At 64.5% G+C, this 19,636-nt stretch carries 21 protein-coding genes; 10 read left to right on the top strand and 11 right to left on the bottom strand.

Annotated features, from left to right (window positions below; translation table 11 throughout):
* Positions 1–50: 50 nt before the first annotated feature.
* Positions 51–737 (bottom strand): VOC family protein, encoded by a 687-nt coding sequence (locus PCE31107_RS12020; RefSeq protein ID WP_150608642.1) that lies wholly within the window; start codon positions 735–737, stop codon positions 51–53.
* A 54-nt stretch (positions 738–791) separates the two neighbouring features.
* Positions 792–1,145 carry a DUF2917 domain-containing protein gene (locus PCE31107_RS12015; protein ID WP_017234917.1) on the bottom strand — a complete coding sequence of 118 codons (354 nt, stop codon included), beginning with the start codon at positions 1,143–1,145 and terminating at the stop codon, positions 792–794.
* 211 nt (positions 1,146–1,356) lie between these two features.
* On the opposite strand from PCE31107_RS12015, the gene PCE31107_RS12010 reads away from it, so the two are divergent.
* The 4 genes from PCE31107_RS12010 to PCE31107_RS11995 all read left to right on the top strand — a co-directional run bounded on the left by PCE31107_RS12010 (position 1,357) and on the right by PCE31107_RS11995 (position 6,250).
* A complete protein-coding gene (locus PCE31107_RS12010) occupies positions 1,357–2,802 on the top strand; it encodes an aminotransferase-like domain-containing protein (protein ID WP_130025537.1) in 1,446 nt (481 codons plus the stop codon).
* 239 nt (positions 2,803–3,041) lie between these two features.
* Positions 3,042–4,928, top strand: coding sequence for a molecular chaperone HtpG (gene htpG / locus PCE31107_RS12005; RefSeq protein ID WP_150608640.1), 1,887 nt, complete (start codon positions 3,042–3,044; stop codon positions 4,926–4,928).
* A 213-nt stretch (positions 4,929–5,141) separates the two neighbouring features.
* Positions 5,142–5,750: a chorismate--pyruvate lyase family protein gene (locus PCE31107_RS12000; protein ID WP_150608638.1), complete on the top strand. Its 609-nt coding sequence runs from the start codon at positions 5,142–5,144 to the stop codon at positions 5,748–5,750.
* Positions 5,738–6,250, top strand: coding sequence for a DNA-deoxyinosine glycosylase (locus PCE31107_RS11995; protein ID WP_150608636.1), 513 nt, complete (start codon positions 5,738–5,740; stop codon positions 6,248–6,250). The genes PCE31107_RS12000 and PCE31107_RS11995 overlap by 13 nt, the downstream gene beginning before the upstream one ends.
* Positions 6,251–6,352: 102 nt before the next feature.
* Here PCE31107_RS11995 and PCE31107_RS11990 read toward each other — a convergent pair whose 3' ends face one another.
* Positions 6,353–7,033: a methyl-accepting chemotaxis protein gene (locus PCE31107_RS11990; protein ID WP_150608787.1), complete on the bottom strand. Its 681-nt coding sequence runs from the start codon at positions 7,031–7,033 to the stop codon at positions 6,353–6,355.
* A 411-nt stretch (positions 7,034–7,444) separates the two neighbouring features.
* Between PCE31107_RS11990 and PCE31107_RS11985 the strand changes: the two genes are divergently transcribed.
* Positions 7,445–8,287 (top strand): class I SAM-dependent methyltransferase, encoded by an 843-nt coding sequence (locus PCE31107_RS11985; protein WP_150608634.1) that lies wholly within the window; start codon positions 7,445–7,447, stop codon positions 8,285–8,287.
* Positions 8,288–8,399: 112 nt separating this feature from the next.
* On the opposite strand, the gene PCE31107_RS11980 is transcribed toward PCE31107_RS11985, so the two are convergent.
* The 4 genes from PCE31107_RS11980 to PCE31107_RS11965 form a co-directional block, all read right to left on the bottom strand.
* Positions 8,400–8,738 carry a DUF2322 family protein gene (locus PCE31107_RS11980; RefSeq protein ID WP_150608785.1) on the bottom strand — a complete coding sequence of 113 codons (339 nt, stop codon included), beginning with the start codon at positions 8,736–8,738 and terminating at the stop codon, positions 8,400–8,402.
* 94 nt (positions 8,739–8,832) lie between these two features.
* Positions 8,833–10,029: a benzoate/H(+) symporter BenE family transporter gene (locus PCE31107_RS11975; protein ID WP_150608632.1), complete on the bottom strand. Its 1,197-nt coding sequence runs from the start codon at positions 10,027–10,029 to the stop codon at positions 8,833–8,835.
* Positions 10,030–10,108: 79 nt separating this feature from the next.
* Positions 10,109–11,284 carry a vWA domain-containing protein gene (locus PCE31107_RS11970; RefSeq protein WP_130025542.1) on the bottom strand — a complete coding sequence of 392 codons (1,176 nt, stop codon included), beginning with the start codon at positions 11,282–11,284 and terminating at the stop codon, positions 10,109–10,111.
* Positions 11,285–11,297: 13 nt separating this feature from the next.
* The gene (locus PCE31107_RS11965) at positions 11,298–12,140 is read right to left on the bottom strand and encodes an AAA family ATPase (protein ID WP_150608630.1); all 843 of its coding nucleotides are present in this window, start codon (positions 12,138–12,140) and stop codon (positions 11,298–11,300) included.
* Between the two features lie 281 nt (positions 12,141–12,421).
* Between PCE31107_RS11965 and PCE31107_RS11960 the strand changes: the two genes are divergently transcribed.
* Together PCE31107_RS11960 and PCE31107_RS11955 are read left to right on the top strand one after the other, a co-directional pair.
* Positions 12,422–12,787 carry a c-type cytochrome gene (locus PCE31107_RS11960; protein ID WP_017234928.1) on the top strand — a complete coding sequence of 122 codons (366 nt, stop codon included), beginning with the start codon at positions 12,422–12,424 and terminating at the stop codon, positions 12,785–12,787.
* Between the two features lie 25 nt (positions 12,788–12,812).
* Positions 12,813–13,226: a c-type cytochrome gene (locus tag PCE31107_RS11955; protein WP_017234929.1), complete on the top strand. Its 414-nt coding sequence runs from the start codon at positions 12,813–12,815 to the stop codon at positions 13,224–13,226.
* Between the two features lie 229 nt (positions 13,227–13,455).
* Here the strand turns inward: PCE31107_RS11955 and PCE31107_RS11950 are convergent, their stop codons facing one another.
* On the bottom strand, positions 13,456–13,887 hold the full coding sequence (locus PCE31107_RS11950) for a DUF1841 family protein (RefSeq protein WP_130025544.1): 432 nt from the start codon (positions 13,885–13,887) through the stop codon (positions 13,456–13,458).
* Between the two features lie 203 nt (positions 13,888–14,090).
* Here PCE31107_RS11950 and PCE31107_RS11945 point away from each other — a divergent pair, with 203 nt between their 5' ends.
* On the top strand, positions 14,091–14,987 hold the full coding sequence (locus PCE31107_RS11945; RefSeq protein WP_150608783.1) for a DMT family transporter: 897 nt from the start codon (positions 14,091–14,093) through the stop codon (positions 14,985–14,987).
* A gap of 91 nt (positions 14,988–15,078) precedes the next feature.
* The gene (locus PCE31107_RS11940; protein ID WP_017234931.1) at positions 15,079–15,672 is read left to right on the top strand and encodes a malonic semialdehyde reductase; all 594 of its coding nucleotides are present in this window, start codon (positions 15,079–15,081) and stop codon (positions 15,670–15,672) included.
* A gap of 130 nt (positions 15,673–15,802) precedes the next feature.
* Here PCE31107_RS11940 and nth read toward each other — a convergent pair whose 3' ends face one another.
* Both nth and rsxB read right to left on the bottom strand, forming a co-directional pair.
* Positions 15,803–16,447 carry an endonuclease III gene (gene nth, locus PCE31107_RS11935; protein WP_017234932.1) on the bottom strand — a complete coding sequence of 215 codons (645 nt, stop codon included), beginning with the start codon at positions 16,445–16,447 and terminating at the stop codon, positions 15,803–15,805.
* A gap of 65 nt (positions 16,448–16,512) precedes the next feature.
* Positions 16,513–17,406 (bottom strand): electron transport complex subunit RsxB, encoded by an 894-nt coding sequence (rsxB, locus tag PCE31107_RS11930; RefSeq protein WP_150608628.1) that lies wholly within the window; start codon positions 17,404–17,406, stop codon positions 16,513–16,515.
* Positions 17,407–17,510: 104 nt separating this feature from the next.
* Between rsxB and PCE31107_RS11925 the strand changes: the two genes are divergently transcribed.
* Entirely contained in the window at positions 17,511–18,149 is a 639-nt protein-coding gene (locus PCE31107_RS11925; protein ID WP_130025545.1) for a TetR/AcrR family transcriptional regulator, read from the top strand.
* A 107-nt stretch (positions 18,150–18,256) separates the two neighbouring features.
* Here PCE31107_RS11925 and PCE31107_RS11920 read toward each other — a convergent pair whose 3' ends face one another.
* On the bottom strand, positions 18,257–19,498 hold the full coding sequence (locus PCE31107_RS11920) for a polyhydroxyalkanoate depolymerase (protein WP_130025546.1): 1,242 nt from the start codon (positions 19,496–19,498) through the stop codon (positions 18,257–18,259).
* Between the last annotated feature and the right edge of the window lie 138 nt (positions 19,499–19,636).

Raw genomic sequence — 19,636 nt, 5'->3', positions numbered from 1 at the left:
CTGCGTCATCGGCCCGTCATGCGGTGTGCCGGGCGTTCGGTGCGGCGGGCCTAGCGCAACGTGCGCGGCCCGTCGGGGGTTTCGATTTCGGCGGTGAGCGACGGCTCGACCAGCGTGGCTTCGACGTTGACGAGCGCGTCGGCCCCAAGCCACTGCAATTGCGCCTGGATCGCCGCCGCCTGCGGATGGAAGCCGCGCAACGCGGTAACGGCACAATCGGCGCTCGGCAGCGCATCGCTCGGGTGCTGCGCCGAATCCCATTGGATCAGCGTCGGCAGCAGACCTTGTCCGGCGCCTTGCCAAGCGGGCAGGCTGCCGTCGTCGGGCACGCCGATCCGCCACGACAGCGCGCCGCGCTGCATCGCCATGACTGGCGCCAACCGCTGCGGATACTGCGCTTGCCAGCGTGGCAGCGAGCGCGGACGCTCCACGCGCGCCACCCAGTGCGCGAGGTAGGGGCCGGCCTCGAGGCGCGCCTGAACGGCCTCGTCGTCGAGGCCGAACCAGCGCGGCCGGTTTGGCGGCGGGGCTTCCGGATCGATGGCGATGATCTCTAGGTAAGCGCCACCCCACAGGCCCAGCAAACTGTTGTGCGTGCCCATGCGGGCGTGCTTGCCGCCGCGCTGCGGTACGACCTCGGTGAGGCCGAGCTGCTCGATGACATGGGCTTCGCCCGCCTCCAGCGTTTGCGCGGCAACGACGAGATGATCCAGTTTCAGGGCTTGGGGTGCGGTCATGGCGGGTTCGGGCGGCAAAATCGATAGCTTACTCCGCCTCGTTCCTTCCTCGGGTCATCCACGCGAGAGTCGCGTCATCGTCCGATTGGCCATGCGCACGGCGAGATCGCGCCACGCCAGTCGCCACCCGGCGCGCACGAGGCGCTTGCCGGCAGACGCGGTGAGTGTGGCCGCAGGATGGCTCACGCGCAGACGCACGCCGTCTTGCCATGTGCCCAGCCACACGCGCTGACCGGCCCGAATCTCAAAACTTTCGCCGGCGTGCAACCAATGGTCGGCGGGCTCACCTTCCACGGTCAGCCACAGGACACCTTGCAGCACCTGAAGCGATTGCGGCAGGTCGGCAGCCGGGGCCTGCCAGAAGACGGTCTGTTCCCGGTCCAGTTCGAAGAGTCGGATTTCACGCATGGCGGTCTCCAGTTGAGAAGACACTTTATCGGTTAACTCCGGTACAGTACCGGTACAGATGACAAAGTAATCTTCGGTACAGTTAAGGATTGACAGAGAATTTGGCGCGCGTAGAGTGGCGACCGATGGACAATCCCCGCAATACCGGGCCGACGCGCAGCAGACACTTTGACCGCGAAGCGGCGCTCAGCTTTGCCCAGGTGGATAGACGATGACGACAACGACCCCCATTTCTCCGCTGGTGCTGGCCGACAACGCCGCGCTCGACACGTCGCGCATGACGCTTGTCGATCAGCTCGTGCATTGGGCGAGCCTGCGCATCGAGGAGCGCGTCTTCCTGCCCGGCATGCGCATGCCGTCGATTCGCTCGCTGGCGGAAGACAAGCGTGTGTCGCGCTTTTCCGTCGTCGAGGCGTACGAGCGGCTGGTCGCGCAGGGCTATCTCGAGGCGCGGCGCGGCTCGGGCTTTTACGTGCGCGAGCGGCCTGTGATGCCCGCGCAGAACGCGGCGGCGCCGATGGTCGCGCAGGGGCCGATCGACGTGGCCTGGCTCGTGCGCAGCATGCTTCACTCGGTCGCGCCGGAGCGCGGTCCGGGCATGGGCTATCTGCCGCCGAGCTGGCTCGATGCCGACATGATGACGTCGGCCATGCGCTCGATGAGCCGTCAGTCGAGCGCGCATCTGCTCCAAAGTGGTAACCCGCACGGCTTCCTGCCACTGCGCGTGCAACTTCAGACGCAACTCGCGGAACTCGAAATCGGCGCGCGCCCCGAGCAAATCGTGTTGACGTCAGGCATTACGCAGGCGGTGGACTTTCTGCTGCGCCTGTACGTGCGCGCGGGCGATACGGTGCTGGTGGGGGACCCGGCGTGGTTCGTCATGTTCGGACGCATCGCGTCGCAAGGCGCCCACACCATCGGCGTGCCGTACACCCCCGACGGACTCGACATGCCGGCGCTGGAGCGCCTGGTACAGCAGCATCGGCCCAAGTTGCTGATCCTCAATTCGATCCTGCAGAATCCGACCGGAACGTCGCTGACGGCGGCGCGCGCCTTCCAGATCCTGCGTCTGGCCGAGCAGTACGACTTCATGGTGCTCGAAGACGACATCTACTGCGATCTGTGCCCGTCTCACCAGCCGGTGGCGCGACTGGCGAGTCTCGATCAGCTCAAGCGCGTGATCTACATGGGCAGCTTCTCGAAGACGCTCGCCGCGAACCTTCGGGTGGCGTTCGTGGCGTGTTCGCCGGCGCTGGCGAAGACCTTCGTCGATCACAAGATGCTGTCCGGCTCGACGACGCCGGAGATCAACGAGCGGATCGTCTACAAGGCGCTGACCGAGGGGCATTACCGGCGTCACGTAGAGCGCTTGCGTACGCGTCTCGACGAGGTGCGCGACACCACGCGCCGGCGTCTGGAGCGCATCGGCCTGCGCATGTTCGGCGAACCGACGTCGGGCATGTTTTTCTGGGTCGACACCGGCGTCGATACCAGCGCGGTCGCCGCTGCGGGGCACGAAGCGGGCTTCCTGTTTGCACCGGGGGCGTTGTTCTCGCCGCGGCAGGCGCCGAGTACCTGGATGCGCATGAATATCGCCTGTTCCAGCGACCCCGCCATGCTGACCTTCCTCTCGCGGCAGCTCGAACTGGCCGCCTGAGCGGGTGTGGGCGCGGTTCGACCGTCTCGCTGGCACGGCGCTTCGCCAGGTTTTGCCGTAATTTCACGTATCGTCGCGCAAGCTGCCGCGAAATAACCCTTCTGCCGGCCTTGAAATGCCGGCCCGCCGTCCCTATTTTCATCGGGTACCGCCGCTCCGGCAGCGCGCGCGCAAGTGCGCCGGCCGGCGGTCAGTGTCGATATTCCATCCATCTCACCGATTCACGAGGATTCCCGACCATGGCGCAAGACACCATGAGCTTTCAGGCGGAAGTCAAACAGCTTCTGCAACTGATGATTCATTCGCTGTACAGCAACAAGGAAATCTTCCTGCGCGAACTGATCTCCAACGCTTCGGATGCCGCCGACAAGCTGCGCTTCGAGGCGATCAACGACGCCGCGCTGTACGAGCAGGATCCGGAACTCAAGATTCGCGTGTCGTTCGACAAGGACGCCCGCACCGTCACCATCGAGGACAACGGCATCGGCATGAGCCGCGAGGAAGCCATCGCGCATCTCGGCACGATCGCCAAGTCCGGCACCAAGGAGTTCTTCTCGCGCCTGTCGGGCGATCAGCAGAAGGACGCCGCGCTCATCGGCCAGTTCGGCGTGGGCTTCTACTCGGGCTTCATCGTGGCCGATCGCATGACGGTCGAGTCGCGCCGCGCCGGGCTGCCGGCTTCGGAGGGCGTGCGCTGGTCGTCGGCGGGCGAGGGCGACTTCACGGTCGAGACCATCGAGCGCGCCCCGCGCGGCACCGCCATCACGCTGCATCTGCGCGAGGGCGAAGACGAACTGCTCTCGTCGTGGCAACTCCAGTCGATCATCCGCAAGTATTCGGATCACATCTCGCTGCCGATCGTCATGCGCGGCGAAACATGGGACGAAGAAAAGAAGGCGATGGTGCCCGCCGAGTCCGACGAGACCGTCAACCAGGCGAGCGCGCTGTGGACCCGCAGCAAGAGCGAAATCACGGACGAGCAGTACACGCAGTTCTATCAGCACATCGCGCACGATATGCAGGTGCCGCTGGCGTGGACGCACAACCGCGTCGAAGGGCGCAGCGAATATACGCAACTGCTGTATGTGCCGGGCCATGCGCCGTACGATCTCTGGGATCGCAATTCGCAGGGCGGGCTGAAGCTGTATGTCAAGCGCGTGTTCATCATGGACGACGCGGAACAACTGCTGCCGAACTACCTGCGCTTCGTGCGCGGGGTGGTCGACTCCGCCGATCTGCCGCTCAATGTGTCGCGTGAAATCCTGCAGGAAAGCCGCGATGTGAAGGCGATCCGCGAAGGCTGCGCAAAGCGTGTGTTGGGACTGCTGGAAGATCTGGCCGAGAACCAGAAGGACAAGTACACGCAGTTCTGGGGCGCGTTCGGGCAGGTGCTCAAGGAAGGTACCGGCGAGGATCAGGCGAACCGCGAGCGCATTGCCAAGCTGTTGCGCTTTGCGAGCACGCACAACGATTCGGCCGAGCAGAACGTGTCGCTGGCCGACTACGTGAGCCGCATGAAGGACGGTCAGGACAAGATTTACTACGTCACGGCCGAGAGCTGGGTGGCGGCAAGCCACAGCCCGCATCTGGAAGTGTTCCGCAAGAAGGGCGTGGAAGTGTTGTTGCTGACCGATCGCGTCGACGAGTGGATGCTCTCGTACGTGCACGACTTCGACGGCAAGGCGCTCGTGAGCGTGGCGCGTGGCGATCTGGATCTGGGCGCGCTGGAAGATGCGGGGGAAAAGGCCGCCCAGGAGAAGACCAGCGGCGACCTCAAGCCGCTCATCGAGAAGATGAAGGAAGTGCTCGGCGACAAGGCCAAGGACGTGCGTGTGACGTTCCGTCTGACCGATTCGCCGTCGTGCCTGGTGTCGGATGAGAACGACATGAGCGGCACGCTGCAGCGCTTGATGAAGGCGGCGGGGCAGAAGATGCCGGAATTCCGTCCGATTCTCGAAATCAACCCGGAGCATGCGTTGATCCAGCGTCTGACGGCAGAGCGTGCCGATCTGGCGGACTGGGCGCAACTGCTGTTCGATCAGGCGCTGCTGGCCGAGGGCGGCAGCCTGGAAGACCCGGCGGCGTATGTGAAGCGTACGAACGCGTTGCTGCTCGCCGCGCAGTGAGCGCGCCAGTGCAGAGCGCGCAGCGCTGACCATGGTGTTGCCGATGGGCCCCCGCGTCGATATGTCGCGGGGGCCTTTTTGCTTTTTGGGCGCGAGCGTTACGGGGCGGCGGATCAAGGGTGTCGGACCGGTGTCCGGAGACCGGCTTCAATGCCGCCGCTGCATGACGTGTGGGCGGTGCGCCGTCGCCTTGCGCCTTTATAATGCCGAGCCATGACTTTCCGATTTGATGTGGGGGGGCGGCGCTGGCAGGCTGTCCCGGCGCCGGCGCTTTCGCGTCGTCATAAAGATTGGCTTACCCGGGGCGGCGCGCTCACGCGCCATCTGTCGACCCTGGGGCGCGTGAGCGTGCGCGTCGTGGCGGAGCGAGTGATGCCCGCCGACGCGGACCAGTGCCGCGCCATCGGTGTGCCATTGCGCACGCCGATGTGGGCCCGCGATGTCATCCTGTTGGTCGACGGCGAACCAGTGGTCGTGGCGCACAGCGTCACGCCGCTCGCCTATAGCCGCTCGATCTGGCAGGCCATGCGCCGTTTGCGTACGCGGCCGCTGGCCGATCTGCTCTATCACGATCCCACCGTCACGCGGTCCATGCTGGTGTCGTGCCCGCTCGCGCCACGCCACCTGTTGCACGGCCGCGCGCGTCACGATGCGCGCGACCCGCTCGTCGGTGCGAATCCACGTGCGCGGTTGTGGGCGCGTCGTTCGGTCTTCGTACGCCGTGGCGCGCCGTTGCTTGTCACCGAAGCGTTCCTGCCGCGTTTCTGGCGGCGTTTGGAAGCGACGCACGGTGCGCTGGCTCACGACGGATGCGTGGCATGACGACGGACCTCATCCCCGAACGCAAACGCAACTTCCCCCCGGTGGTGGATGCGCAAACGCGCGTCCTGATTCTCGGCAGCCTGCCCGGCGACGTCTCGCTCGCGCACCAGCAGTATTACGCGCATCCACAGAATCGCTTCTGGCATCTGGTGGGCGATACGATCCGCGTCGACCTGCCGTCGCTCGCCTACGATGCGAAGCTGCAGGCGCTGCTCACCCATCGCATCGGGTTGTGGGACGTGGTCGCCGAGGCCCGGCGCGAAGGCAGCCTCGACAGCAATATCCGCGACCATACGGGCAACGACCTGATGGGGCTCATCGAGACGCTACCGGATCTCGAGGTGATCGCGTTCAATGGCGGCACGGCGGCCCGGTTGGGCATGAAAGCGCTGGCGCATCACGCGCAGCGGTACCGGATCGTGATGCTTCCCTCCAGCAGCCCGGCCTACACATTGGCCTATGCGGAAAAGCTGCGCATGTGGCAGGCATTGATCGCGTGAAGGCCTGTCGAGCGGCGCGTCCGGGGTCGCTCGGTCATGCCCGCGCGTGGCTGCACGCCACTGTGCGAGGCGCGGGGGGAGCGATCCACGGGTGTCGGCGCATCAAATCCTGGCCGAACCTTTGGACTTGTCGTTCGAACCGACGACGTTGCGGATCAACTGATCCATCTCCTTGATGATGTCGGCAAGCACCTGCGTGATCACCGCGAACTCCCTGCCATGCTCTCCCGCCCGAGCCGCCGAGATGCGCGCATTGAGCGCAACGATGTTGGCTTGCATCGAAATACCGCTGAGGCGCTCCACGAGGTCGGTCTGGCGTTTGCGCACGGCAACTTCGCAACGGTGCATTTCCTCCTGATAGGCCTGCGTGACGGTCTGTAGCAGGTCAAGTAGCGGGGTGGCCTGTGCGACCAGCGCATCGAGGGATGACGCTTGCCGATGCGGGTCCGCCAAAGGGGCGTCTATCGCGGCTCTGACCTGGGCGATGAAATCACGGATACGTGCGTCGGCGCGCGGACTGCCGAAATAAAGCTGCTGCAAGGCGCTGGAAAACGCGCCGGGGAAGCGCTCATTGCCCGTCGCGAGATCCGAATGCGCCGACTCGAACATCGACAGACACTTGCGTGCGATATCGAGCGCGGCCGTGTCCCCACGCGAAGCGAGTAACAACTGAAGGATGATTCGTTGCGACAGCATGCGCTGCCTGCCGGAGAGGTTGATCAATGTGCCGAGGGTTTCGGCGGACACTTCGGCCTCGGTTGACTGCGTGGAGAAAGCGTTCATGCCATGCCTTACAGAGAGTGTCGACGCAGAGGCACGCCGCGCTGACCGGCAAAGCAAAAGCGCCCCGAAGCGAGATGCCTGCGAGCCGGTTGCCCGGTGCTTGGTCATCTCGCTTCGGGGCGCCATTGCCCGGGACGCTCCTTGCCGGAGCGCGTCATCGCGACTTGCCAGTTTGTTTTCAGGCCGCCGTTGGCCTGTGCGTGTCCTCTGCAATATCCATGCCATCGCTCATTGCGGCGGCCCTGAGCGTCGGGGCGCAGCGAAATGGTGCGGCGGATCCTGCCCGGGGCACTGATCTTGTGCCGGATGCGTCATCGCGACGCGTGCGTTGCGGCGTCTCGACGGGGGACGGGAAGCGAACCCGGTACAATGCGTTCCCATCGGAATCTCCCGAGTTTCATTGAAGGACACATGACCCTCATCAAACGCAAATCCATCGAAGCCGAAGCGTTCGTCAGCGACGAGCGCACCGCCCGTTCCCCGCGTCCCGCGTACAAGCCGCGTTTCGCGCCGGTGACGTTTTCCGAAATGGGTGGCGTGCGTTACCTGCACTTCGGCACCCCGTGGGTGCAAGGGGCAATGCGTCTGTCCAAGCCTGACCGGATCGAGCTGGAATACGCGCAACAGATGATGGCGTGGCTGCTGTTCATGCGTGCGCCCAAGCACGTGGTGCAACTGGGTCTCGGCACTGGGTCGCTCACCAAGTTCTCGCATCGCCAGTTCCCGCGTACACAGGTCACCGCCGTGGAGCTGAACCCGGCCGTGGTCGTGGCGGCGCGCACCATGTTCAGCCTGCCGGATGACTCGCGCCGATTGAAGGTGCTGGAAGCGGATGCCTGGGATTTCGTTACCGACCCGGCGAGGCACGGCACGGTCGACGTGTTGCAAGTCGATCTCTACGACGCGACCGCACGTGGCCCGGTGCATGACACGCCCGCGTTCTACAAGGCTTGCCGCGCCACGCTGAGCGCACCCGGCATGCTGACGACGAACCTGTTCGGCGATCACGACAGCTATCCGAAGAACATCCGTCGCCTGCGTCAGGCCTTCGACAATCGTGTGATCGAATTCCCGGAAGTGCACGACGGCAACGTGATCGTGCTGGCCTTCAACGGTCCGCTGCTCTCGGTGCAGTGGAAGGATGTGGAAGCCCGCGCGAAGGTGGTGGAAGCCGCCACGGGCCTGCCGGCCAAGCGTTGGGTCAAGCAGCTTCGCTCGGCCAACGGCGACGGTGGTCCGGTGCTGACGATCTGACCTCAGAGCGTCGGCGCACCTCTGCGCATCTCGGTGCGGCGATGCCTGTCGTGGATGTAAAAAAGCCAGCCGCGAGGCTGGCTTTTCATTGGGTGCGACGGAGGTGGCCTTCTCAGGCTGCGACTTCCTCGATGCTCAGTGTCTCGCCGCCGGCCACGATCGCCAGCAGGCGGTCGACGTTGGGGTGCGCGCCCGGACGATTGCGCGCATCGGCCGTGTGTTCGCCGAAGACCGCCAACCCATGCTCGGCCGCCTTGGCGTCGAGCGTGCCGAAGGCCTGCTTCAGATAGTGGTACACGGCGAGCGAGCCTTGCTTGCCCGGTGCGTTCTCGATGCTCGCCACGACGGCGCCCGTGACGTCGCGAAGCGCAATGCGCGCGATGCCCTCGATGCTGCCGATGGCGGCCATCCGTGCGAGGTTGTCCTTGAAGACCGGGGTCGGTTCGATCATTGCCATGGGGGTGCGGCTCCTGCGGTGACGTTGCGTTCGAAAAATGTTGCGGGCCGAATGGTATCACTCCGGCCCGCGCGGCTTCACACAACGCTCACGCGCGCCGCCATTGCAGGATCGTCAGCGTCAGCACGCCTGCGATCAGGCCCCAGAACGCCGAGCCGATGGACAACAGCGTCAGGCCCGACGCCGTCACCATGAACGTGATGAGCGCCGCTTCGCGCTGGCGCATGTCGTGCATGGCGTTGGCCAGGCCGTTCATGATCGAGCCGAACAGGGCGAGCGCGGCAATCGAGACCACGAGGGCCTTCGGAAACGCCGCGAACAAGGCGGCGATGGTCGCCCCGAACGTGCCCGCGATCAGATAGAACGCGCCGGACCACACGGCGGCCGTGTAACGCTTGGCCGGGTCCTCGTGGGCTTCGCGTCCGGTGCAGATGGCTGCCGTGATGGCCGCCAGATGGATACCGTGCGAGCCGAACGGCGCGAGCAGTACCGAGGCGATGCCCGTCGTCGAGATGAGGGGAGAGGCCGGCACGGTGTAACCGTCGGCACGCAGCACGGCGAGCCCGGGCACGTTTTGCGAGGCCATCGCCACCACGAACAGCGGGATCGCGATGCTGATCGCGGCCGACAGCGAGAACGAGGGCGTCGTCCACACGGGCTTCGCCAGCGCGACGTGGAAGTGGCTGAAATCGAGCAGGCCCGCGCCGCCCGCGACCGCCGTGCCAACGATCAGCGCCAGCAGAATGGCGTAACGCGACGCGAAGCGCTTGACGACGAGATACGTGAAGAACATCGCGAGCACGAGCGCCGTCTGGTGCTGCGCGGCGACGAAGATCTCCAGCCCGATGCGAAACAGGATCCCCGCGAGCAGCGCAGACGCCAGCGCCGGCGGTACGCGGCGCATGATCGTCTCGAAGCCCCCGGTCAGCCCGCACAGGGCGATGAGGGCATTGCAGACGATGAACGCGCCGATGGCCTCGCCATAGGGCACGCCCGGTAACGAGGTGATCAGCAGCGCGGCGCCCGGCGTGGACCACGCCACGACCACCGGCGTGCGATAGCGCAGCGATAGCCCGATGGTTGTCACGCCCATGCCGATGGAGAGCGCCCAGATCCACGACGAAATCTGCGCGGGGGTGAGATGGGCGGCCTGTCCGGCCTGGAACATCAGGACGAGCGAGCTGGTGTAGCCCGTCATCATGGCAACGAAGCCGGCGACAATGGCCGAAGGCGACGTGTCCGCCAACGGCCGGAGCGGTGGCAGGGGAGTCGTGCTGGACGTCATGATGGGAAGCGGTCTCTGGGTTCTTGTTACGTTGTTGGTGCGTTGCCTTGCCGCGCCCTGCGACGTCGGGCGGCGAGCCTTACTTGCTCAGCGCGCGCATGGCCGACTCCAGTCCTGCGAGCGTGATCGGATACATGCGGCCGGCGAATACCTGACGAATGACCGAGATCGACTGGCGATATTGCCATATCGCCTCGGGCTCCGGATTGAGCCAGGCGTGACGCGGGTAGCGGTCGATGAAGCGGCGTAGCCACACCGCCCCGGCTTCTGCGTTGTTGTACTCGACCGAGCCGCCTGCCTGCAGCACTTCGTAAGGACTCATCGTGGCGTCGCCCACGAAGATCAGCTTGTAGTCGGGCGGGTATTTGCGCAGCACGTCCCAAGTGTCGAAGCGCTCATTGTGGCGGCGTCGGTTCTGGCGCCACAAATAGTCGTAGACGCAGTTGTGGAAGTAGTAGAACTCGAGATGCTTGAATTCGGATTTTGCCGCGGAGAACAGCTCTTCGGTACGCGCGATGTGGTCGTCCATCGAACCGCCCACGTCGAGCAGCATCAACACCTTCACGTTGTTATGACGCTCCGGCACGAGCTTCAGGTCGAGCCAGCCGGCGTTGGCTGCCGTCGAGCGAATGGTGTCGTCGAGGTCCAGCTCCTGCGCGGCGCCCTCGCGCGCGAACTTGCGCAGGCGCCGCAGCGCCACCTTGATGTTGCGCGTGCCGAGTTCGACGGCGTCGTCGTAGTCGCGGTAAGTGCGCTGGTCCCACACCTTCACCGCCGTGCGATTGCCGTTGCTCTCGCCGCCGATGCGGATGCCTTCGGGGTTGAAGCCGCCATTGCCGAACGGCGAGGTGCCGCCGGTGCCGATCCACTTGTTGCCGCCTTCGTGGCGGCCTTTCTGCTCGTCGAACAGTTGCTTCAGGCGCTCCATGAGCTTGTCGATCCCCCCCAAAGCCTGAATGCGCGCCTTGTCTTCCGGCGACAATTCGCGTTGCATGCGCTTCTTGAGCCATTCGAGCGGCACCTCGCCCGAGGCGTCGACGATGTGTTGCACGCCTTTGAAATACGCGCCGAAGGCCTGATCGAATTTGTCGTAGTGCTTCTCGTCCTTGATCAGCGATAGACGCGCCAGATAGTAGAACTCGTCGAGCGAGGGCGCGATGACCTGACGCTGCAGCGCTTCGAGCAGCGTCAGGTATTCCTTGACCGAGACCGGCAGCTTCGCCGCGCGCAAGGTATAGAAGAAGTCGATCAGCATGACGGCGGCGCCTTTACCGATTGGCGCGATTCATGAAGACGAGGCGCTCGAACAGGTGCATGTCCTGTTCGTTCTTGAGCAGCGCACCGGCCAGCGGCGGGATCGCGAGCTTGTTGTCGGCGCTGCGCAGCGCTTCCGGGCCGATCTCCTCGGCCATCAGCAGCTTGAGCCAGTCGATCAGCTCCGAGGTCGACGGTTTCTTCTTGAGTCCGGGAATATCGCGCACGTCGAAGAAGGTCGCCATCGCGGCGTTCACCAGCTCGCGGCGAATGTTCGGGAAATGCACGTCGATGATCGACTGCATCGTCGACGGCTCGGGGAACTTGATGTAGTGGAAGAAGCAGCGGCGCAGGAAAGCGTCGGGCAGCTCCTTTTCGTTGTTCGACGTGATGATGACCAGCGGGCGGTGGCGTGCCTTCACGAGCTGGCGCGTCTCGTACACATAGAACTCCATGCGGTCGAGTTCGCGCAGCAGGTCGTTGGGGAATTCGATGTCGGCCTTGTCGATTTCGTCGATCAGCAGCACGACGGGCTGGTCGGCCTCGAAGGCCTGCCAGAGCACGCCTTTGACGATGTAGTTGGCGATATCGCGCACCCGCTCGTCGCCCAGCTGCGAATCGCGCAGTCGCGAGACGGCGTCGTATTCGTACAGGCCTTGCTGGGCCTTGGTGGTGGACTTCACGTGCCATTGCAGCAGTGGCATGTCGAGCGCGGCGGCGACTTCCTCCGCGAGCATCGTCTTGCCGGTGCCGGGTTCACCCTTGATGAGCAGCGGTCGTTGCAGTGTGGCCGCCGCGTTCACGGCGAGCTTGAGGTCGTCGGTCGCGACGTACTGGGAAGAGCCTTCGAAGCGCATTGTCTGAGCCGTCCGCAAACAGCCGGCCTACCGGCCGGGCAGGGAAAAAGTTCAGTATAAGACATTGCGCATAAGGCTCGCTCGGACAGCGGAAATCGGCTGTGACATCAAAGGCTTGCGGGAAAACTTCGGAGAACTGTGCGGGTCAGCCCCGAGTTTGCGGACCGAAGGCTGTGGGTTACAATCGATTGCTTTTTTCACAGGACGGTGGCCTTGGAGTCGGGCCGTCGACCTGCGTGTTGCGGGCCGGTATTCCAACCAAAAACGTTCCCAAGAAGACCATGAAAAAGTTCCTCACGATGATGGCGCTGGCGCTCGGCAGCACGTCGTTCATGTCGCTCGGCGCGGCGCATGCGGCCGATCTCAAGCCCAATCTCGACGCGGCGAAGGACAAGGTCGCCATGTGTATTGGCTGCCACGGCATTCCCGACTATCGCACCGCGTTTCCCGAGGTCTATCACGTGCCCCGGCTCGGCGGACAGAATGCGAAGTACCTTGAGAACGCCCTGAAGGAGTACGCCAAGGGCGACCGCAAGTTCCAGACGATGCATGGCATCGCAGCCACGTTGACCGAGCAGGACATCGTCGACATTGCCGCCTACTACGCGGCGCAGACGGCGTCGACGCCGGTCAATCCCCAGAAGTAAAACGTGCGTGGCTGAGGAGAACACGATGAAGCATTCGATGGTAAAGGCCGCCGCGGCGGCATCCCTGGCGCTCGGCGCCGTGCTCGCAGGTGGGGTCGGCTCGGCGTTTGCCGCCGGCAACGTCGCCAATGGACGCGCGCTCGTCGAGAAAGGCATGTGCGTGAGCTGCCACGGCGCCAATCTGAACGCGCCGATCAGCCCTGAGTATCCGAAGCTGGCCGGTCAGTATGCAGACTACGTTTATAACGCGCTGCGGGCGTATCAGAACGAAACCAGCCTGATTTACGGTCGCAGCAACGCGATCATGAAGACGCAGGTCATGTCCAATCCCGCCACGGTCGGTAAGGACGGCAAGCCGCGTCCGTTCACCTCGCAGGAGTTGCGTGATATTTCGGCCTATGTCGAATCGCTGCCCGGCGATCTCGTCACGAAGAAGTAAGCAGACCGGCCGCGCTATCCGGCATCAGGCACGACGGTGACCCTCAGGGGGACCGTCGTCGCTTTTCATGGGCGTGGATGGGGGGGGGCGTCGCTGTCATCGGGGCTACCGGCCGGCGTTCGTCGCTCACGAGCCGTCGATACGCCGATGTGCCGATGTGCCGACGTGCCTGCGTCCCGATGTACCGTTCCACCTATCCGCCGATAAGCCGGTCCGCCGACGTTGGCGCTCAGCGCGACGCTTGCTGCTCGATACGCTGCAGGTAGGCGTCCGAGTCGGGCGGCTGGCCGCTGCGTTGCGCTTCCCAGAGCGTTTGTCCCAGGCACTCCATGATGCGGTGCTGCGCCTCGTGGGGCGAATCGAGCCGTTGGCTCAGTTTCTCGTAGGCGGCACGAATGCCCGGCGGCTGGTCGATCGAGACCTGCTCGCTGATCGCCAGATGCATCGACAGATGCAGGAACGGGTTCGTCTGCCCGGCCTCGGGCGAGTAGTCGCGGGCGTTGGCGTCTTCGGTGTCGGACAACGCGTCGTGATACTCGGGATGGGCTTGGATCCAGTCGGCGGCCATGGTCTCGAGCGGCGTGAGAATGCTGCCGCTGCGCTGCTTTTGCCAGGTGGTGCAGAAGAATTGCCGGACTTCGTCACGGCTCGGATTGAACATGGGGACTCCGTGGGGTTCTGATGTCGCCGCTTGCGGCACGCCGCCCCTTGACTACAATGGCGGATCGATCGCTGCCGTGCATCGTGCCAGGCGCAGGGGAAACGCGCCGCCAACGCCTGAAAATCTCGCCGTATTGTCGCTCAATTTATCCAGTCATGTCGCAAAGCCCTCGCGCGCACGCGCCCTCCGGCAACGCCGCCGTCATGCCGCCGGCCCCCCGTCCCTCGGCCTGGACCGGCGTCGCGCTGATCGCCGTGTCGGCGTCCGCGTTCGGCGCCATGGCCATCTTCGCACGGGCGGCGGCGGCGTCCGGTGCCGACATCTTCGCGATGCTGTTGTTTCGCTTTTTCGTCGCCGCGGTCCTGCTGCTGGCCTGGTGTCGGTTGCAGCGGGTGCGCTTCCCGTCGCGCCGTCAGGCGCTCGGCATTGCGCTGATGGGCGGCATCGGCTACGTCGGCCAGTCGCTTTGCTATTTCGGCGCGCTGCAATACGCGCAGGCGTCGCTCGTCGCGCTGCTGCTCTATCTCTACCCGGTCTTTGTGACGATTTTGGCGGCCATCTTCCTCCATGAACGCCTCACGCCCGTGACGCTCGGCGCGCTCGCGCTCTGCTCGCTGGGCACGGCGCTCACCGTCGGGGGGGGACAGGGGCAGCCGCTGGGCATGGCGCTGGCCGTGGTGGCGGCGTTGATCTATTCGGGCTACATCGTGATCGGCGCGCGGTTGACACGCGGTGTCGATGCCCGCGCCACGGCAACGCTCGTCTGCCTGGCGGCCACCGTTTCCTTCGGAGCGATGGCGGCGGTGCGAACCACGCAAGGGCTGCCGCTGCACTGGCCCGCAGGCGTCGGGGGCTGGGCGGCGCTCGCGGCCATTGCGGTGTGTTCGACGGTCGTTGCCATTCTGACCTTCTTCGCTGGTTTGCAACGATTGGGGGCGGGACGCGCCTCCATGCTCTCGACGCTGGAGCCGGTCGTCACGGTGCTGCTCGCGGCCATGCTGCTGGGCGAAACGCTCACGGCGGCACAACTGGGCGGCGGCGTGCTGATTCTGGCGGGCGTGGTCTGGCTGTCGGCGCGTGGCGCCGCCGCAACCCCCTGATCTCGCGGGCATTTTTGCCACGTCAGCGCGTGTCGCGCGGCAACGGTACAATCGCCGGTCATTCGCCACTCATCTCCCGAGGTCCATTGTCATGAGCATCATCGCCAAAGAAGCCATCGCCCAACTATTCACCGATGCCCGCACGCACAATGTGTGGCTCGACAAAACGGTCAGCGATGAAACGCTGCGTGAGCTGTACGACCTCGTCAAATGGGGCCCGACCTCGGCCAACACCACGCCCGCGCGCGTGGTCTTCGTGAAGAGCCCGGAAGCGAAGAACAAGCTGCTTGAATGCATGGCGCCGGGCAACGTGGACAAGACCCGCACGGCGCCCGTGACGGCCATCATCGCGTACGACCTGAAGTTCTACGAACACCTGCCCAAGCTGTTCCCGAACGGGGCCGACAAGATGGTGCCGATGTTCTCGGGCGACCCCGCCAAGGCTGCCGGTGCCGCGCACATGAACAGCTCGCTGCAAGGCGGCTACTTCATCCTCGCTGCCCGGGCGCTGGGCCTCGACTGCGGCCCGATGGCCGGTTTTGACGCACAGAAGGTCAACGACACCTTCTTCGGCGGTACCGAGTGGCGTGTGAACTTCATCTGCAATCTGGGCTACGGCGATCACGGCAAGCTGTTCCCGCGCAATCCGCGTTTGTCGTTCGACGAGGCGGCGCGCATCATCTAAGCAGGATTTGTCGCGCGCCGCGCGTATTCTCGGCGCGTACAGAACAAACGGGCGGTCCCGATGTCGGGACCGCCCGTTGTCATTTGCGTCGTCTGTGTCATTTGCGACGGCGTTGCCGGGGGAGCGCCGGTCAGCCCTTCGGCGCGGGCGTCTTGGGGCGGAAGTCGCACAACGGCTCGATGGCGCAATGCCAGCACTCCGGCTTGCGCGCCTTGCACACATAGCGGCCGTGCAAAATGAGCCAGTGGTGGGCATCGTGCTTGAACTCGCGCGGGATGACGCGCTCCAGCGCCAGTTCCACGGCCAGCGGATCCTTGCCAGGCGCGAGACCCGTGCGGTTCGCCACGCGGAAGATGTGTGTATCGACAGCAATGGTGTCTTCGCCGAACGCGGTATTGAGCACGACATTTGCCGTCTTGCGACCGACGCCCGGCAGCGTTTCGAGCGCTTCGCGCGAGCGCGGCACTTCGCCGCCGTGCGCGTCGAGCAGCAACTGGCAGGTGGCGATGACGTTCTTGGCCTTGGTGCGGTACAGCCCGATCGTCTTGATGTAATCGGCAACCCCGGCCTCGCCCAGCGCAAGCATCTTTGCCGGGGTGTTGGCCACCGCATAGAGCTTGCGTGTGGCCTTGTTTACGGAGACGTCGGTCGCCTGGGCCGAAAGCAGCACGGCGATCAACAACTCGAATGGCGACGTGTACTCCAGCTCCGTCGTCGGATGCGGATTCAATTGCTGCAACGTTTCGAACAGGGCGCGTCGTTTGGCGTCGTTCATGGCGGGTGGCGCGTGGGTTGGGGCGTCTGTCTTGTTATCAGGTGACGGCGTGGGCGGCCGCCCGCCTAGACTTTTTGCGGGGCGCTGTCGGCCCCCGAGGGGGCGGCATCGTCGTCTGCGCTGAGGCCCAGGCGTTTGCGACGGGCTTCCGCTTCGTCGATCTGCGCCTGCACGGCGGCCGAAACGTGCGTCGTGTTCTTGGGCGCGAGCCCTTCGGCCGCCAGCGCGGCCTTTTTCTCTCTCGCGCGCGCCAAAGCCGCTTGAATGATGGCCTGCTTGCGAGCTGCTGCCGCAGCGGCTTCATCGGCGACGGGGGAAGGCGCCGGCGCTACGTCGCCCGTTTGCGCTCCCGGCGACACATCTTGCCCTGAGGCGGGCGCCGCAGGCGTGCCGGGCGCCGCGGGGGCAACCCGCGCCGCGCGCGCGGCCAGCCGCGCTTCCCGCGCTGCCCGATCCTTCGCGAGACGGGCCTGATTCACCTCGAAATGCGAGCGCGCGTCGTCGGCTTGCGTTTGCGACCAGGCGTCCCAGCCGGTGCGCTCGCCGGTGACCGGCACCATGTCGATGCAGTCGACGGGGCAGGGCGGCACGCAGAGATCGCAGCCCGTGCAACGGTCCTCGATCACGGTGTGCATCAGTTTGGCGGCGCCGACGATGGCGTCGACCGGGCAGGCCTGCAGGCAGAGCGTGCAACCGATACACAGCGATTCGTCGATGACGGCGCGCGGCCGGGGACGCTCTGCGCCATTGTCCGGATTCAGCGCGATGATGGGGCGATCCAGCAGCTTGGCCAGACGCGCCACGCCCTCGGCGCCGCCGGGCGGGCACTGGTTGTAGCTGGCCTGGCCGCTGGCGATGGCGTCGGCATACGGGCGGCACCCGGCGTAACCGCACTTGGTGCACTGCGTCTGGGGCAAAAGGGCATCGATGCGCTGCGCGAGCGCGCTAACTTCGGACACGTCGTTTGAGGGGGATTCGGCGGAAAGTCGAATTATCCTGCATTTTCCGGAAACACTGAAACCGATGTGCCATAATTCCGCCCGATGAGAACGACCGGCCGATCATGACTACACCTCAAACCAAGATCAAACGCGACCCCGAACGCACGCGTCAGCGCATTCTTGCTGCGGCGATCGAGGAGTTTGCGGAGCGGGGTTCAAGCGGTGCGCGCGTGGACAGCATTGCACGCCGAGCCGACATCAACGAGCGCATGTTGTATTACTACTTCGGCAACAAGGACCAGCTCTATCTGGCGGTGCTCGAGGAGGTCTATGGCGAGTTCAACCGCGCCGAACACGCGCTCAGGCTGGATGTGCTGGCGCCGCTCGACGCCGTGGCCGAACTGGCCCGCTTCGTGTGGGACTATTACGCCGACCATCCGGAACTGATTCGGCTCATCAACAACGAGAATCTGCACGACGCGAAGTCGATGCGTCAGTCGACCGAGATTCGACAACAGGTCTCACCGATTGTGGAGCTGCTCGCACAGACGCTCAAGCGCGGCGAAGCCAGCGGCGAAATCCGGCCGGGCGTCGATCCGGTCGATCTGTACGTGACGATCTCGGCGATGGGCTATTACGTGATGTCGAACCGCCACACGCTGTCCATCGTGATGGGGCGTGATTTCATGGCCGGCGACGCGCGCAAGTCATATTCGTCCTTCAATACGCAAATGCTGCTGGATTCATTGCGTACGCGATGACCGATTAAGCGTGCGGCGCTTGCCGTAGGCTCGCTAAAACAAAACCGCCGCGAGGGCCGAAGCCCCGCGGCGGTTTTGTCATGGCCGCTCGGCGAACCGGTGACGGTTCAGGCGTGCTTGGCGATGAAGTCGCGAATCTGCGGATAAATCACGCTGCGCCAACGGCTGCCCGAGAAAATGCCGTAATGACCGCAAGCCGGGGCGGTAAAATGCGCCCGCCGTTTGGCGGGGATGCCGATGCACAGCTCATGCGCGGCCTGGGTCTGTCCGCTGCCCGAAATGTCGTCCAGCTCGCCTTCGATGGTGAAGAGCGCCGTGGTCTTGATGTCTTGCGGACGAACCCGTTGGCCAGCCACATCCCACGTACCTCGCGCGAGGCTGAAGTCCTGGAAAACGGTCTTGATCGTGTCGAGATAGTACTCGGCAGCCATGTCGAGCACCGCGTTGTACTCGTCGTAGAAGCGACGATGCGAGTCGGCGTCGTCGTTGTCGCCGCGCACCAGATCCAGATAGAAATCCCAGTGCGACGTGAGGTGACGATCAGGGTTCATCGCCACGAACCCGGCGTGCTGAAGGAAGCCCGGATAGACCAGCCGGCCCGAGCCCGGATAATTGGCGGGCACCGGATGGATCACGTGATTCTCGAACCACTCGTACGACTTGTTCGTCGCCAGCGAGTTGACCGACGTCGGACTCTTGCTCGCGTCGATCGGGCCGCCCATCATCGTCATGGTCTTGGGCGTCGTTTCGCCATTCGATGCCATGAGCGAGATGGCGCCGAGCACCGGCACGGTGGGTTGGCACACCGAAATGACGTGCAGGTTCTCCGCGCCGATGTGGCGAATGAACGCCTGGATGTACGCGACGTAGTCGTCAAGATGGAACGCGCCGGCCTCGAGCGGCACCATGCGCGCATCGACCCAGTCGGTGATGTAGACCTTATGGTCCTTGAGCAGCGTGGTGACGGTGTCGCGCAGCAGCGTGGCGTGGTGGCCGGAGAGCGGCGCGACCACGAGCACGACCGGGTCGTCCTTGAGCTGCCCGACGGCGCCGGCGTCGTCGGCGTACCGCTTGAAGCGCAGCAGGCGGCAGAACGGCTTTTCCATTGCCGTGACTTCCACGACCGGAATATTGTGACCGTCGACTTCGACGGCCTTGATATTGAATTCGGGTTTCTCGTAATCCTTGCCGAGCCGGTAGAGCAACTCGTATCCCGCGGCGATGCGGGGCGCGCCCGGCATCATGGCCAGCAGGCTGCTCGGATTGACAAACGTGGTCGCCGCTGCCTTGGCCCAAGTGGTGAGGGGGTTCAACCACGCACGGTTGTATTCGTGAATCTGATACAGCATGTTGTGAGCCCAGAGGCGGATGGTGAGCGAATTATGCAACCGTTTATCGCGGCTGTGCAACGCAGCATAACCCTGATATATGGCATTTCTGCATCATTGCGATAGCTTTTGACTATTTTGACAATTGTTTTCAATTAT

The sequence above is a fragment of the Pandoraea cepalis genome (assembly GCF_902459625.1).
In the GTDB taxonomy this organism is placed as follows: domain Bacteria; phylum Pseudomonadota; class Gammaproteobacteria; order Burkholderiales; family Burkholderiaceae; genus Pandoraea; species Pandoraea cepalis.
The sequence above is the reverse complement of the archived record's forward strand: the minus strand, read 5'-3'. Positions and strand labels throughout refer to the sequence as shown.

Excerpts from the sequence above, each read along its gene's own strand:
- PCE31107_RS12020 (WP_150608642.1), bottom strand. The coding sequence starts at position 737 with ATGACCGCACCCCAAGCCCTGAAACTGGATCATCTCGTCGTTGCCGCG.
- PCE31107_RS12015 (WP_017234917.1), bottom strand. The coding sequence starts at position 1,145 with ATGCGTGAAATCCGACTCTTCGAACTGGACCGGGAACAGACCGTCTTC.
- PCE31107_RS12010 (WP_130025537.1), top strand. The coding sequence starts at position 1,357 with ATGACGACAACGACCCCCATTTCTCCGCTGGTGCTGGCCGACAACGCC.
- htpG (WP_150608640.1), top strand. The coding sequence starts at position 3,042 with ATGGCGCAAGACACCATGAGCTTTCAGGCGGAAGTCAAACAGCTTCTG.
- PCE31107_RS12000 (WP_150608638.1), top strand. The coding sequence starts at position 5,142 with ATGACTTTCCGATTTGATGTGGGGGGGCGGCGCTGGCAGGCTGTCCCG.
- PCE31107_RS11995 (WP_150608636.1), top strand. The coding sequence starts at position 5,738 with ATGCGTGGCATGACGACGGACCTCATCCCCGAACGCAAACGCAACTTC.
- PCE31107_RS11990 (WP_150608787.1), bottom strand. The coding sequence starts at position 7,033 with ATGAACGCTTTCTCCACGCAGTCAACCGAGGCCGAAGTGTCCGCCGAA.
- PCE31107_RS11985 (WP_150608634.1), top strand. The coding sequence starts at position 7,445 with ATGACCCTCATCAAACGCAAATCCATCGAAGCCGAAGCGTTCGTCAGC.
- PCE31107_RS11980 (WP_150608785.1), bottom strand. The coding sequence starts at position 8,738 with ATGATCGAACCGACCCCGGTCTTCAAGGACAACCTCGCACGGATGGCC.
- PCE31107_RS11975 (WP_150608632.1), bottom strand. The coding sequence starts at position 10,029 with ATGACGTCCAGCACGACTCCCCTGCCACCGCTCCGGCCGTTGGCGGAC.
- PCE31107_RS11970 (WP_130025542.1), bottom strand. The coding sequence starts at position 11,284 with ATGCTGATCGACTTCTTCTATACCTTGCGCGCGGCGAAGCTGCCGGTC.
- PCE31107_RS11965 (WP_150608630.1), bottom strand. The coding sequence starts at position 12,140 with ATGCGCTTCGAAGGCTCTTCCCAGTACGTCGCGACCGACGACCTCAAG.
- PCE31107_RS11960 (WP_017234928.1), top strand. The coding sequence starts at position 12,422 with ATGAAAAAGTTCCTCACGATGATGGCGCTGGCGCTCGGCAGCACGTCG.
- PCE31107_RS11955 (WP_017234929.1), top strand. The coding sequence starts at position 12,813 with ATGAAGCATTCGATGGTAAAGGCCGCCGCGGCGGCATCCCTGGCGCTC.
- PCE31107_RS11950 (WP_130025544.1), bottom strand. The coding sequence starts at position 13,887 with ATGTTCAATCCGAGCCGTGACGAAGTCCGGCAATTCTTCTGCACCACC.
- PCE31107_RS11945 (WP_150608783.1), top strand. The coding sequence starts at position 14,091 with ATGCCGCCGGCCCCCCGTCCCTCGGCCTGGACCGGCGTCGCGCTGATC.
- PCE31107_RS11940 (WP_017234931.1), top strand. The coding sequence starts at position 15,079 with ATGAGCATCATCGCCAAAGAAGCCATCGCCCAACTATTCACCGATGCC.
- nth (WP_017234932.1), bottom strand. The coding sequence starts at position 16,447 with ATGAACGACGCCAAACGACGCGCCCTGTTCGAAACGTTGCAGCAATTG.
- PCE31107_RS11925 (WP_130025545.1), top strand. The coding sequence starts at position 17,511 with ATGACTACACCTCAAACCAAGATCAAACGCGACCCCGAACGCACGCGT.
- PCE31107_RS11920 (WP_130025546.1), bottom strand. The coding sequence starts at position 19,498 with ATGCTGTATCAGATTCACGAATACAACCGTGCGTGGTTGAACCCCCTC.